The organism is Streptomyces sp. NPDC008092 (assembly GCF_042957285.1).
Lineage (GTDB): Bacteria > Actinomycetota > Actinomycetes > Streptomycetales > Streptomycetaceae > Streptomyces.
This window is the reverse complement of the sequence record NZ_JBIBHY010000002.1, coordinates 701,010-714,513: the sequence shown is the minus strand read 5'-3', so window position 1 is coordinate 714,513 and position 13,504 is coordinate 701,010. Positions and strand designations below refer to the sequence as shown.

At 71.8% G+C, this 13,504-nt stretch carries 11 protein-coding genes and 3 pseudogenes; 9 read left to right on the top strand and 5 right to left on the bottom strand.

The genetic code is table 11. From position 1 onward, the window contains the following. Positions 1-41: 41 nt before the first annotated feature. Positions 42-282: pseudogene (locus ACFZB3_RS08035) on the bottom strand (cytochrome P450); the annotation flags it as partial. A gap of 103 nt (positions 283-385) precedes the next feature. Continuing rightward, positions 386-1,609: an MFS transporter gene (locus ACFZB3_RS08030; protein WP_391371457.1), complete on the bottom strand. Its 1,224-nt coding sequence runs from the start codon at positions 1,607-1,609 to the stop codon at positions 386-388. 321 nt (positions 1,610-1,930) lie between these two features. On the opposite strand from ACFZB3_RS08030, the gene ACFZB3_RS08025 reads away from it, so the two are divergent. From ACFZB3_RS08025 to ACFZB3_RS08000, 6 genes are all read left to right on the top strand, one after another. Then, positions 1,931-3,277 (top strand): NAD(P)-binding domain-containing protein, encoded by a 1,347-nt coding sequence (locus ACFZB3_RS08025; RefSeq protein WP_391371454.1) that lies wholly within the window; start codon positions 1,931-1,933, stop codon positions 3,275-3,277. Continuing rightward, the gene (locus ACFZB3_RS08020; protein WP_391371451.1) at positions 3,274-4,152 is read left to right on the top strand and encodes an SDR family NAD(P)-dependent oxidoreductase; all 879 of its coding nucleotides are present in this window, start codon (positions 3,274-3,276) and stop codon (positions 4,150-4,152) included. The genes ACFZB3_RS08025 and ACFZB3_RS08020 overlap by 4 nt, the downstream gene beginning before the upstream one ends. Positions 4,153-4,154: 2 nt before the next feature. After that, a complete protein-coding gene (locus ACFZB3_RS08015; protein ID WP_391371448.1) occupies positions 4,155-5,576 on the top strand; it encodes an aldehyde dehydrogenase family protein in 1,422 nt (473 codons plus the stop codon). A 61-nt stretch (positions 5,577-5,637) separates the two neighbouring features. Then, complete coding sequence (locus tag ACFZB3_RS08010; RefSeq protein WP_391371443.1) at positions 5,638-6,717, top strand: AraC family transcriptional regulator ligand-binding domain-containing protein; 1,080 nt, start codon at positions 5,638-5,640, stop codon at positions 6,715-6,717. A gap of 559 nt (positions 6,718-7,276) precedes the next feature. Beyond that, entirely contained in the window at positions 7,277-7,438 is a 162-nt protein-coding gene (locus tag ACFZB3_RS08005) for a hypothetical protein (RefSeq protein WP_391371440.1), read from the top strand. Between the two features lie 48 nt (positions 7,439-7,486). Continuing rightward, the gene (locus ACFZB3_RS08000; RefSeq protein ID WP_391371437.1) at positions 7,487-7,987 is read left to right on the top strand and encodes an inorganic diphosphatase; all 501 of its coding nucleotides are present in this window, start codon (positions 7,487-7,489) and stop codon (positions 7,985-7,987) included. A 37-nt stretch (positions 7,988-8,024) separates the two neighbouring features. Here the strand turns inward: ACFZB3_RS08000 and ACFZB3_RS07995 are convergent. Beyond that, a pseudogene (locus ACFZB3_RS07995) lies at positions 8,025-8,246 on the bottom strand (fluoride efflux transporter FluC); the annotation flags it as partial. Positions 8,247-8,401: 155 nt separating this feature from the next. Here ACFZB3_RS07995 and ACFZB3_RS07990 point away from each other — a divergent pair. Next, on the top strand, positions 8,402-8,998 hold the full coding sequence (locus tag ACFZB3_RS07990) for a cation transporter (protein WP_391371434.1): 597 nt from the start codon (positions 8,402-8,404) through the stop codon (positions 8,996-8,998). A gap of 203 nt (positions 8,999-9,201) precedes the next feature. On the opposite strand, the pseudogene ACFZB3_RS07985 reads toward ACFZB3_RS07990, so the two are convergent. Beyond that, a pseudogene (locus ACFZB3_RS07985) lies at positions 9,202-9,330 on the bottom strand (cation transporter); the annotation flags it as partial. A gap of 354 nt (positions 9,331-9,684) precedes the next feature. Between ACFZB3_RS07985 and ACFZB3_RS07980 the strand changes: the two are divergent. Further along, positions 9,685-9,942 carry an acetyl-CoA synthetase gene (locus ACFZB3_RS07980; RefSeq protein ID WP_391371432.1) on the top strand — a complete coding sequence of 86 codons (258 nt, stop codon included), beginning with the start codon at positions 9,685-9,687 and terminating at the stop codon, positions 9,940-9,942. A gap of 37 nt (positions 9,943-9,979) precedes the next feature. Here the strand turns inward: ACFZB3_RS07980 and ACFZB3_RS07975 are convergent, their stop codons facing one another. After that, the gene (locus ACFZB3_RS07975; RefSeq protein WP_391371429.1) at positions 9,980-12,631 is read right to left on the bottom strand and encodes a glycosyl hydrolase; all 2,652 of its coding nucleotides are present in this window, start codon (positions 12,629-12,631) and stop codon (positions 9,980-9,982) included. Positions 12,632-12,893: 262 nt separating this feature from the next. Here ACFZB3_RS07975 and ACFZB3_RS07970 point away from each other — a divergent pair, with 262 nt between their 5' ends. Continuing rightward, entirely contained in the window at positions 12,894-13,070 is a 177-nt protein-coding gene (locus ACFZB3_RS07970) for a hypothetical protein (RefSeq protein WP_391371426.1), read from the top strand. Positions 13,071-13,504: the final 434 nt, after the last annotated feature.

Genomic DNA, 13,504 nt, shown 5'->3' with positions numbered 1-13,504 from the left:
CCGGTCCGGACCGGCACTGGTGCGCACGACCGTCAGATCCGTCCCAGCAGCAGGGTGGCTTCGTGCGGGGCGAACCGGCGGCCGATGCAGGCACGTTCGCCGTTGCCGAACGGCTTGAACCGATGGATCGGGCGCGCCGCCTCCCGCTCGGGGGGTGAACCGCTCGGGGTCGAAGAGTTCGACGTTCCCACCCCAGGCGGGGTCGCGGTGCAGGGCCGGGGTGAGGATCATCAACGTCTCGCCCTTGCGTACCTGGTACGTGCCGCCAATCACGGTGTCCTCGGTCGTGACGACCAACCCGCACACACCGTTGTCATCCGGCAATGTCGATCGACTGTGTTACTTGGGACGGTCACTCGACAGAGCCAGGCCGAGGTGCGGAGCGTCAGGGAACGCCGGCGGCGGCCCGGGTGCCGGCGGTGCGGAAGAAGCGGGCCATGGCCACCAGGGCCAGGGCGAGGGCGGCGGGTACGGCATAGGCGATGCGGAAGTGGCCGGTCGCTCCCAGGCCCCCGCTCGCGCCGGCTCCGACGAGGACGCCGACGTAGTTGAAGACGTTGAGCCGGGCCAGCACGGTCTCGGGGGCGCCGGGCCGCAGGCGTCCGGCGGCGGCGACGCACAGCGGGGTGAGGGCGGCGACTCCGAGGCCGGCACATCCTGCCGCGACGACGGCGTACGGCCAGCTCCGGGCCGCTGCCAGGGCGGCCAGGGCGGCAGCCGCGAGCAGGGCGGCAGTGCGGACCACCGCCACCGGACCGATCCGGCGGACCAGGAGGTCGGCGCTCGCCCGGCCGGTCACCGTGCCCGTCTGATAGGCCGCGTACGCGAGCGGCGCGGCCGCCAGGGACGCGGCGAGGGTCTGATGAAGGTAGGCGGTCGACCATGCCGAGACCGTGGAGTCGACGACGTAGGCGACGAGGAGAACAACACCGAAGGGGACGAGCCGCGGCCACACTCGCCGACCCGGAACCTCCTCGTCCGGCGCCGGGCCGTCGCCGGACCAGGAGAGCGCGGGCGGGAGAACGTGGGGCCGGACGGTCAGGGCCAGCAGGGCCACGAGTGCGGCGTGCGCGGTGAGGATGTACTGGATCGGCCAGCCCAGCCGGGAGACGCCCGCCGTCAGCAGCGCGGCCGCCACGCCCGCGGCGCTCCAGGCGGCGTAGAAGGAGGAGAGGATGCTGCGCCCGTAGTGGCGCTCGACGGTCGCCGCGCGGGTGTTGACGGACACGTCGACGGCGCCCAGTGCCAGCCCGAAAAGGACATAGGCGGCCGACGCGGCGCCCCGACCGGGTGCCCAGGCCACGGACAGCAAGGCCGCGGCCGCGGTCAGCACCGCCGCACGCATGACGGTGACGGGACCCGAGCGGCGCACGGCGGCCAGCCCCGCGAAGCTGCCCGCGCCCGCCGCCAGCGTCAGGGCGATCGTCAGCACGGTCATCGCGAGGGACGACAGCCGCAGATGGCTCTCCACGGCGGGCACGGTGGTGGACACGGCGGCCACCGCCGCGCCCTGGGCGGCGAACACGGTGGCCGTGCCCCGGCGGGCGCCCGTGAGAGGGCCGCCTCTTACGGGCAGAGGGGGAGCCGTCGCTCGGACGGATGCGGTCATGGGGCCTCTTCCTGTCACGGACCGTGGGCGGGCCGGGGCGCGCGAACTGGAGCAACCGTAGGAATGCGGGCCGACGCGTCGGAGGACACCGACGGCCACTCGGAGGACCCTGGCGGCCAGCGGCGCACGGTCCGGGCGGTGCCGCGGGGGACCGGCTCGCCACCGGCCGGGCGGTGAGGTCACCGGCTCGGGCCGCGCCGGGCCGGTCAGCGGCCTGGCCGCTGGAGCCCCCTTCGTGGCCGCACAGGCCAGTCCGCGGGCGCTTGCACGCTGCCTAAGTTCCTCCCACGCCGAAACGTGGCGACGAGAGGAGGTGGACTCGTGAAGGAGTCCGAATTCGACACCTGTGTCATCGGTGCGGGGCCCGCGGGGTTGGCAGTGGCACGGGCGCTCGCCGAGCGGCGGCTTCCCTGTACGCACATCGAGCGTCACACGGGTCCGGGAGGTCTGTGGGACATCGACAACCCGGGCAGCCCGATGTACGAGTCGGCGCATTTCATCTCCAGCAAGACCCTCTCGGGGTTCGGCGGCTGGCCGATGCCCGACCACTTCGCCGACTACCCTCCGCGACGGCAGGTCCTGTCGTACCTGAGGTCCTTCGCCGACGCGTACGGGCTGACGGAGCGGATCGAGTTCGGCACCGGGGTCCGTGACGTGGTGAAGAACCCGGACGGCACCTGGACGGTCACCCGTGCCGACGGGCGCACCAGTCGGCACGGGCAGGTCGTGGTCTGCACCGGCGCGCAGTGGCACCCCAACATCCCGGAGATCCCGGGTGACTTCAGCGGCGAGATCCGGCACACCGTCGGCTACCGCAGCAGCGACGAACTGCGCGGCAAGCGGGTCCTGGTGGTCGGCGCGGGCAACTCGGGCTGCGACATCGCCTGCGACGCGGCCCGGGCCGCCGACCACACGGAGATCAGCATGCGCCGCGGCTACTGGTTCATCCCGAAGCATCTGTTCGGCAGGCCCGTGGACACCCTCGAAGGCGTCGGTCCCCGGATGCCGAAGTGGCTGGAGCAGAAGCTGTTCGGCGCACTCCTGCGGATCGTCAACGGCGATCCGCGCCGCCTGGGCCTGCAGAAACCGGACCACAAGCTCTTCGAGACCCATCCGACGGTCAACTCGATGCTCCTGCACCACCTCCAGCACGGCGACATCACCGCACGGCCCGGCATCGTGCGCGCCGAGGGCCGTACCGTCCACTTCACCGACGGCAGCAGCAACGACTTCGACCTGATCCTGCTGGCGACCGGCTACGTCCACAAAGTGCCCGTCGCGCAGCGCTACTTCGGCGACGAGCAGCACCCCGACCTGTACCTGTCCTCGTTCTCCCGCGAGCACGAAGGGCTGTTCGGCGTCGGCTTCATCGAGACCAACTCCGGTGCCTACCAACTGTTCGACGCGCAGGCGCAGTTGATCGCCGGCTTCGTCCAGGACACCCGGCGGGGCATGCCGAACGCCGAGCGGTTCGCCGGCATGATCCGGGGCGACCGCCCGGACCTGTCCGGCGGCCTGCGGTTCGTGGACTCCCCACGGCACACCGGCTACGTCGACAGTGCCGCGTACACGAAATACCTCGGAAAGGTCGCCGCCGCCATGGGCTGGCCCACCGAGGGACGCCCGCCGGCGGTGGCGGCCGTCCGCGGCAAGGAGGCGGTGGCATGAGCGGCTACGACTACACCGGCAAGGTGATGCTCGTGACCGGCGGCGCGGGCGGCATCGGCAGCGCGCTGTGCCGGCGGTTCGCGACCGGCGGCGCCGTGTGCGTCGTCGTCGACATCGACGGTGAGCGCGCGAAGCGGGTCGCGGACACCCTGCCCGGCGCCGGTCACCTGGGCCTCGGCTGCGACCTGCTGGACCGGGCAGGGGTGGCGGACCTCTTCGAACACGTCGCCGCCGCCTTCGGCCGCCTCGACGTGCTGGTCAACAACGTCGGCATGACCAGCACCGAGCGGTTCGACGTGCGCGCGGTGGAGACCATCGAGCGGGAGATCGACCTCAACATGGTCTCCCCGCTGGTGGCCACCCGGCTCGCCATTCCCCTGCTGAGGGCCTCCGGCGACCCCCGCATCATCACCACCGTGTCACTCGCCGGCATCTTCCCCCAGGGCGAGACCCCCATCTACGCGGCGTCGAAGTTCGGGCTGCGCGGCGCGATGCTGTCCATCGCCCTCGACCTGGCGGGCAAGGGCATCCGTGTCGGGTCGGTCCTGCCGTCGGCGACCGACACCGCGATGCTGCGCCAGGAGGCCGTCGGCGGCGGCAACTCCCTGCAGTTCCAGGACCCGCCGCAGCAGCCGTCCGACGTCGTCGCCGCCGTGGCCGGCATGCTCGACCGGCCGCGCTTCGAGGCGTATCCACGCGTCGGTGAATCGCTCCTGGTCCGCTTCTCCATGCTCGTGCCGAACCTTCTCCCCCGGCTTCTCCCGCTCTTCCGCAAGCGCGGCGAGCGCGGTCTGGCGCGGTACCTGGAGGACCTGCGCCGCAGAGGACTGGCCCGGCAGGTCGACGGCCGCTGGGAACTCGTGAAGGAGGCATGATCATGACCACGGAAGCGCACGATCGTCTGCTCCGGGTCGTCAACCCGGCGACCGGGGAGACGCTCGACACCCTGCCCGCCGCCACCGCGGACGAGGTGGACACGGCCGTGGACCAGGCCCACCGTGCTTTCGACAGCGGGGTGTGGGCGGATCGGCCGCCCCGGGAGCGGGCCGCGGTGCTGCTGCGCCTCGCCGGGCTGATGGAACGCGACGCCGGGATCCTGGCCCGCCTGGACTGCGAGGACGCGGGCAAGCCCATCACGGAGTGCCGTACCGGTGACGTGCCCGGCGCGATCGAGTCGATCCGCTGGTTCGCGGAGGCGGCCGACAAGGTCTTCGGGCGCATCGCGCCCACCGGCCACGACCACCTGGGCCTGATGAGCCGGGAGCCGGTCGGAGTAGTCGCCGCCGTCCTCCCGTGGAACTACCCGCTCGCCATGGCCGCCTGGAAGATCGGCCCCGCCCTCGCCGCGGGAAACAGCCTGCTGCTCAAGCCCGCCGAGGCGACCCCGCGCTCGGCCCTTCACGTGGCACGGCTGGCGACGGAGGCGGGACTGCCGGACGGCACGCTGACCGTCCTGCCCGGCTACGGCACGGAAGCCGGTCAGGCGCTCGCACGCCATCCCGGGGTCGGCGCACTCTCCTTCACGGGCTCGACGGCGACCGGACGGCGGATCCTCGCCGATGCCGCGGAGACCAACTTCAAGCGGGTCTCGCTGGAGATGGGCGGCAAGAGCCCCCAGGTCCTGATGCCGGACGCCCTCGACTTCGGCAGCGAACTCATCGGCGACATGATCGACGCGGCGTTCCTGACGACGGGGCAGAACTGCACGGCCGGCTCCCGGATCCTCGTCCACGAGGACATCGCCGCCCAGGTCGTCGCACGGTTCACGGCCGCCGCCAGGGCCCTGGCCATCGGTGACCCCGCCAAGCCGGACACCCGGACGGGACCGCTGATCAACAGGGCGGCGCGAGACCGGGTCGCCGGCGCCGTGGACGAGGCGGTCGCCGCCGGAGCCGTGGCACACGCCGCCCGGCTGCCGGCGGACCTGCACCCGCACGGGGCCTACTACCCGCCCACGGTCGTCGTCGGCGCCCCCGACGGAAGCAGGGTCCTCACCGAGGAGCTGTTCGGGCCGGTGGTCACCGTCCAGACCTTCGCCTCCGAGCAGGAGGCGATCCGAACGGCGAACGCCACCCCGTACGGCCTCGCCGCCTCCCTGTGGACCCACGACCTGGACACCGCCTTCCGCCTCGCCCGCGGCATCCAGGCCGGAGTGGTCTCCGTCAACGCCTACAGCGAGGGCGACATCACCGCCCCCTTCGGAGGCTGGAAACAGTCCGGATTCGGCGGCGTGGAGCGGTCCACCGACGCCTTCGCCCAGTGGACCAGGGAGAAGACGGTGTGGATCCGCACCCGCTAGCAAGGCCGAACCCGGACGCGAATGCCTAGAGTGGTCGCGAGTACGGCCCTGGAGAGACGCCATGCCCGATCCACCCCGTCCGGAGAACGGCACCACCCGCAGCACGTCGGCGACGATCTCCCCGAACATTCTGCGCTACCTCAGCCGGATCACCGGGGAGTACGGCGTCGACCTGCGACCCGAGCTGACGGAAGTGGGGCTCACCGAGACCCTGATGCGGTCGGCGGCCCTGCGCGTCTCCTACCGCCAGGGCAGCACCGTCATCCGGCGCGCCGTCGAACTCACCGGTGACGAGAACCTGGGGCTGCGGGTCGGAGCCGCACAGCACCTCACCGCGTGGGGTCTCCTGGGCTTCGCCATGCTCGCAAGCGACACCCTCCAGGCCGCCATCGAGGCGGGGGTGCGCTTCCAGAACGTGTCCGGGGCCATGACCGTCTGGTCGGCGGGCCGGGAGGACGCCGACTACGTGGTCCGGGCCGACCTCCCGGATCCGGTGATCGACCCGAACGTCGGCGTCTTCCTCGTGGAGGAGGCGTTCTCCAGCGTCGTCACACTGGCCCGTCTCGCCGTGGGCGCCGACCTCGCACCCCAGGAGGTCCGCTTCGCCTTCCCCGCCCCGCGCGACGTCCAGCCGTTCCGTGACCTCTTCCGCTGCCCGTTGCACTTCGGCGCCTCCCGCAACCGGCTGGTGGTTCCGCAGGCGTGGATCAGCCGGCCGATGCCGGGCCGCGATCCGATCACCTGCGCCTCGACCCTGGAACTGCTCGAAACGCAGATGGCCTCACGCCGCCGCCAGCAGGACCTCCTGGAGGTACTGGAAATCTCCGTCGCGCAGAGCCTCCCGGCCGTCCCCTCCTTCTCCGAACAGGCCCGCAGACACGCGTCGAGCGAACGCACCCTGCGCCGCCGTCTGGCCGACTGCGGCACCTCCTACGAGGCGATCGTCGAGGGCGTCCGCCGCGAACGCGTCGAACAGCTTCTGCGCCGCCCCCACCTCACCCTCCGTGAGGTGGCCCGCCAGGCAGGCTTCTCCGACGAACGCGCCCTGCGCCGGGCGGTCCGCCGCTGGCACGGCATGGCACCCCTGCAACTGCGTGAGGGCATCCTCTCCCCGGACGGCGTCCCACCGGGCGCGGTGTGAACCCGCGACCCGCTCCACGCGGTGGTCCTCGGAAGCCCAGGCGAGCCGAGGAGGAAGGCGTGCAGCGCCGCCTGGCTGTCGGCCTTCTCCGCCGGCCGCATCGGAGTCGGCGGGGCCGCGAACGCCCCCTCGGTCCCGGGTTCGGGGACGCGGTCGCCGAACTGGTCGAAGAAGCGGCGTTCCAGGCATGGCATCACGAGGATCAGGAGGATCGAGGCTGCGGCGGAGGGCAGCAGCTCGGGCGGGATCCGTCGCCCGGTCCGAGCGAACCGCCGCCCGGCGTGCGGGGCGAGGTCCGTGTGGAGGACTGCCTCCGCCGCGGGCCGAACCGGGCACGGAGTCTGCGGCCGAGCAGCACCATGCCGATCCGATGGTGGTCGGGCACAGCGGCACGCCACGGCCTGGGGCCGTTCTCCGGGCTCCACCACGGCAAGGAACGGCCGAAGGCGCACACTGGAAGGGCACGCCCCTGGGCGGACGTGCAGGTGATGGGGCTCACCGCAACCGCGGAGGCGTCCGCTGACGGTGCCTGGTCCAGCGACGCCGACCAGGAGGAACCATGTCCGTATCCTCGTTGGGCGGCACCAACACCGCCTGGCGGCACCGCGCCGTCCACCTCGCCACCCGGCTGCGGAAGTTGCTCGCGGTACTGGAGGACGCCGTCGCCGCCCAGCGGCGAGCGGACGCGGCGAGGAACGGCGAGCGGACCGGAGCGGGTTGACCGGGGCAACCCCCGGGAGCAGGACAACAGGCAGGCAAGGAGGCCGTCGTGGAGTTCGACGTGATCGTGGAGATCCCCCAGGGGTCGCGCAACAAGTACGAGATGGATCACGAGGTGCACCGCATCCGGCTGGACCGGCTGTTGTTCACCTCGACCCAGTATCCGGCCGACTACGGCTACATCGATCACACCCTCGGCGGTGACGGGGACCCGCTCGACGCCCTGGTCCTGGTCGGGGAGCCGACGTTTCCCGGCTGCGCCATCGAGTGCCGGGCCGTCGGCATGTTCGTGATGAGGGACGAGCACGGCCCGGACGAGAAGATCCTCTGCGTACCGGCCCATGACCCGCGCTGGGCGAGCCTTCAGGACATCGGTGACGTCCCCGACTTCGACCGGCTGGAGATCACCCACTTCTTCGAGGTCTACAAGGACCTGGAACCCGGCAAGTCCGTCGAGGGCTCGCACTGGGAGGGACGAGCGCAGGCGTACGCGGAGATCGCGGCGTCCCGCGAGCGGGCCGCGAACACGGGTGCGGGGAAACCCTCGTGACCCTCCCTTCCGGAGCACTGCCGGGCAGACGCCCCGCTCACGCCCGCAGCGCCTGGGCGAAGGCGACGCCGATGAACAGCGCTCCCAGGCCCGCCACCACGCTCGCGATCACGTTGGCGGCGGCGAAGAGCCGGGCCCCGTCCTCGGCCGGCCGCAGCGTCTCGTAGGAGAACGTCGAGTGCGTCGTCGGCGCCCCGCCCAGCCCGGTGCCGAGCAGCAACTGCACGTGCGAGGAGGCGGCTCCGGCCGTCGCCGCGCCGCACTGCCCGGTCGGTGAGGTAGCGCAACGGGGCCCGCCCTGTCGATGTTGTCCGCTGCTCCGTGCGCCTTCGGTCCTGCCTCGGTGGCGCCCGAGCAGGTAATGGGCGGTGGGGGCCGATGCATACCTGCCAACAGGCTTGGGAGACTCAAGCCGTGACGACCTTGGACAGTGCCGACCGCACGGCTCTCCTCCGCCGGGGCTTCGCCCTGGAGTACGTGACGCTGGGCTGGAACGTGATCGGGATCGTGGTTCTCGCGGTGGCGGCCGTGTCGGCGCGCTCGGTCGCGCTCGCCGGGTTCGGTCTGGACTCCCTGATCGAGATCGGCGCGTCCACCGTGGTGATCTGGGAGCTGTCCGGCACCGGCGAGGCGCGTCAGCGCCGTGCGCTACGGCTGATCGGCGTCGGGTTCGCCGCTCTGGCCGTCTATCTGCTGGTGCAGTCCACGTGGGTACTGGCCACCGGCTTCCATCCGCGCACCTCGCCGCTTGGTATCGGCTGGACCGCGGTCACGGCCGCCGTGATGTTCGCCCTGGCGTTCGGCAAGACCCGCACCGGGGCCGCGCTCGGCAATCCGGTGCTGGCCACCGAGGGCCGGGTGACCTTGATCGACGGCCTGCTCGCCGCCGCCGTACTGCTCGGCCTCGTCCTGAACACCGCGTTCGGATGGTGGTGGGCCGACCCGGCCGCCGGATACGTGCTCGTCTACTACGCGCTCCGTGAAGTGCGGGAGATCTTCTCCGGGGACTGACCGCGGCGGGGTCGTCGAGGGTCCGGTCGAGGTAGCGCTTGCCGGGGATGACCGGGCAGGCGTCGCCGCAGCCCATGCCGACGACGACGTCGGCGGCGCGGACGACCTCGTCGGTCCAGCGCTTGGCGAACTCGCGGAGATGTCGATGCCGCGCTCGGTGAACCGAGTTCACGACCCGCGCGGCGAGCACGATGCCGGGGATGGAGCGTTCCGCCTCCCCGTGCCGCGCGCACGGCGTGTTCTCCGGCGGAGAACTGCCAGGCCACCGCGGCGGCGGACGAGACCTCGATGACCGAGTCCAGGCCGAAGCCGACCAGGGCGGTGGAGGAGGCAGGGTGACGGTCGCCTCGATCCGATCCGCGTCGGAGGAGCATGCTGGTATCCGTACATGTGGGCCAGGAGGTGCCGGAATGCGGTGGTGGGCCGGGGTTGGGGCGGTCGCCGGGATGGCCGTGCTGATGGCGTGCGGTACGTCGGCCGGAGGGCAGTCAGGGAGAAGCGGCGGCCCGTCGGGGCCGTCGGGCCGTACGCCGACGGGCACGTCCGCGAGCCCCTCCGAAGCGAGCCCGTCCGTCTCGGCGGCCTCACCCTCGGCCTCGGCGGGGAACTGCGCCGCCGGACATACGGAGGTCACCGTCGCGCCGGGGGATGCGCCCCGGCGGGGGTTGTGCGTACGGCCCGGGACCGTGGTGTCGCTCGTCCTGGAGCCCCGTGTCGACGACAGGCGCTGGACGGGGGTGCGGAGTTCGGCGCCTGTCTTCGCGGTGCCCTCCGGATGGCGGCTGGACGCGGACGGTACCGCCCGTGCCTCGCTGCGATGCGCGGGCACCCGGGGCGGTACGGCCGTGGTCTCGGTGACGGCGAAGGCACCGGACGTGGCGGGTGCGGCACGCGTCGCCTTCATCCTGAGTGTGAGCGTGGTGCCGTACCCGACACCGGGGTGACCCCGGAGGCCGGGATCACCCCTGTCACGCCGCGGCGTCAGCGGCAGTCGCGCACCTTGATCGTGTAGATGCCGCGGCCGTGGGTGGCCGCGTACAGGGTGCTGCCGTCGGGGCTCAGCTTCAGCTGGAGCACGGCGACCGCGGGGAGCGAGCCGACGCGCTCCCACTGCGTGCGGCCCGGGGCGCGGTAGACGACGCCGAGGTCGGTGGCGACGGCGAGGCCGCCGTTCGGGGTGACGACCGCGGAGTTCGCCGGCACGTCGGGCAGGTTCGCCGAGATGTCCTTCCAGGTGGTGCCGGCGTCGGTGGACTCGAAGACGTGGCCGACGCCCGCGCCCGGTCCCTCGGTCCAGTGCCGGGAGAAGCCGTTGACGGCGAGGAAGACGTGATCGGCGTTCTTCGGGTCGACGGCGAAGCCCGCGAGGTAGCGATTGGGCACGGTCCCGTCCGCCCCCGTGGTCGGCAGGGTGATGTCGTGCCAGCCGCTCCCGTCCGCGTTGCCGACGGAGATGCCGCGGGCGAAGCCCTGGTTGTTGCAGGGGCCGCACCAGGCCGCGTACACCTTGCCGCCCGAGGCCGCGACGGCGGTCGCGGTGCGGCCGGCGCCGAGGTCGTACACGCTGGTCCACTCGTCACCGCTGCGGATGGCGTAGCCGTGGGTCTGGACCCAGATGTGCCGGCCGCCCGCGATCCAGGTCGCGGGGTTCTTCGCGTCGGCCGTGATCGGTGCGATGAAGCGGGCCTCTCCGGTGGCGTTGTCGGCCGGGGCGACGTTGTAGGAGGTGGCCTTGGTGGCGTCGGTGGTCCAGCTGCCGTCGTTGACGGCGCAGTTCTGGGTCACCTGGATGGCGAGGTAGACGTACTCCTGGGCGATGTCGCAGCCGTTGGCCGGGTCGGTGAGGGTGTCGCCGCCGTCGCCGCCGAAGTTCGAGCCCATGATCCTGTCGCTGCCGCGGAGGATGGACTGGCCGTTGTCCTGCAGGCCGCCGGTGACGGAGACGCCGCCATAGGTCAGGTCCTTGCCGACGCCCACCGAGTAGTACTGGAGGGTGTCGATGGTGCCGTCGTTGAGGGAGGTCCAGTCAGTGGCGTGCCCGGAGGCGTCCTGGGAGCCGTTGAGCGGGCGTTTGTAGACGCCGCCGTCGTTGCCGACGTACACGAAGCTCTTGCCGTGGTAGCGGCCGATCGCGACGCCGTGCTGGTCGGAGTGGGTGGTCTGGCTGCAGTCGCCGGTCTGCTTCGCCGGGTCGATGGACCAGCAGGGGAAGGAGAAGTTCCAGTACGGGCCGACGGTGGACCAGGTGGAACCGCCGTCCTTGGTCTCGTAGACCTCCTCCAGGCCCGCGTAGACGTGCTCCGCGTTCGCCGGGTCGACGGTGAGGAACTGGTTGTACCAGGCCTGCACGCCCGGCATGTAGCCGCTGGTCGTCAGCGCCGAGCCGTCGGCGGCCAGACCCTGATAGTCGGCGATCTTCGACCAAGGGCCGGTGGGGGAACCGGACCTCGAGACGTAGATACCCTCCAGACCGCTGTCCGGGTTGGTGTTCAGCTGTTCCGGCGACTGGTCGATGGCGTAGTAGCGGGAGCCGTCGGCGGAGCGCGCGAAGGTGACGTTGCCGACGTCGTCCGGGTCGGCCGGCAGGTCGCCCAGGCCGTTGGTGATCCGCGTCCAGGTGCCGTCGGCGCCCTTGGTGTAGAAGCCGTTGTAGTCGTCACCGCTGCGCCAGCCGACCGCGAGGACGACCTTGCCGGGGTCCTTCGGGTCGATCGCGATGTCGTTGGCGATGTTCTTGTACGCGGCCGAGGGGTCACTCGCCAGCGAACCGCCCGGCAGGTAGTCGGGGTTGGGCGCGAACTCCAGCTTCCAGGCGCCCTTCAGCGTCCTCGTGGAGTGGCTCCACACGCCCTCGCTGGTCGCCGCCCACACCTTGCCGCCGCCGAAGCGGAGTTCGTGGATGGTGGTGGACTCCAGCTCGTCGCCGCCGACCCGGCTGCGGGCGGAGAAGGTGCCGTGCCGCGGGTCGGACAGGACGTAGACGCCGCTGCCGAGATAGGCGTCCGCGTTGGTCGTCGCCTCGCCGGTGCCCAGCCACAGCCGGCCCGCGCCGTCGACCGTGAGCGCGCCGGTGGACTGGGAGGGCAGCTTGTCGCTGATGGGCTGCCAGTGGCCGCCGCCGGTGCGCGAGCGCCACACGCCGCCGCCCGCACTGCCCGCGTACACGTATCCGTCGTCGTCCGCAGCGATCGCGGCCATGCGGCCGGTGACGTCGCCCGAGCCGCCGCTGGAGTTGGAGTCGATGTCGCGGTAGCGGGAGTCGTCGGAGTTGTACGGCAGGTTCGTGATGTTCCGCCAACTGCCGCCGGTGCCGGGCAGGTTCGTCAGGCTGGCCCAGGCGGCACCGTAAGCGCCGGGGGCGACGATGCCGGGGGAGGTGCGGGCCTCGGCGTACTGGTCCGCGCCCTCGGCTATCTCGTCCGCCTCGTTACCGTCGTCGTCCTCGGCCGTCGCCTTGGGGGTGACGGCCCCCACCGACTGGGCGCGTTCGGTGGCGAGTCGGGCGAGCGCACGGGCTCCGAACGGGCTGTTGCCCTGGCCGGACGCGGCGCTTGCGGGTAGCGCGACGAGTGCGGCGGTTGCGGTGATGGCGCAGGTCATGAGCCATCGTCTTCTTCGGGTTGATGCTGACACCGGATCCTCCCAGGCGGGCTTTCGTACGGCCGTCGCTGGGACCCGACCACGGACGGGAGGGCACGTCCGGCACTTGGGCAGGCTTTGACCGGAACCTGCCACTTCTGGGTCCGCGAAAGCGAACCGGCCACAGGCCGAGCGATGGCAGGGGACGCCCTTCCCGCCGACGAAGAGGAGGCTCTCGAGGGTGAACGGTGCGCGTGCCCGCCCTGCTCTTCGGGTCGCCGGTAACACGCGTGCCGTCGGCCGGCTCAGCACAGAGATGCCCATCCACGTCAGCTCGACCGTCGCTCTCGGCACGGATACCGACAAGGCGGCCGCCGCTGTCGACCGTCAGCGCGCGCGAAAGAAGAAGGACGCGACGGAACCGAACTCCCGCAAACCCGGACTCGGCCCGTTACGAGGCGCCGACCGGCAGGGCCTCGTCGCCACGCTCTGACCGCTGATCCGCGGCTTCACGCGGGCGACCACACTCGCCCGCCAGGGTCACGGCAGAGGACTGGCCGAGCACTGGCCGAGCACTGGCCGGGGCAGCGAACGCGCCGAGCACTTCCACCTCGCCGAATGGAACACCACTCCATGCCTCCTGATGCCCACCTGCCGCTCAGGGTCCACAGACTGCCGGCCTGACGCCCCCAGTGCCGGTCGGTATGGCACCGCTGCTCAGCACTCCGCCGCGCCGGCCGACCGCGGTCGGCAGGGCGAGCGGAGCCCTCGGCGTTCACTGTGCTGACCACGGGCTTGCCTTCCCGGCCCGCGCTGCGAACGCGGGCCCTCTCGGTGATCTCTCGATCGATCGCCCGGGAAGGTATTCCTTTCACACACTTCCAGGGAGCCGATCCACACGTCCTGAACATTGCTCCGGTACGACAT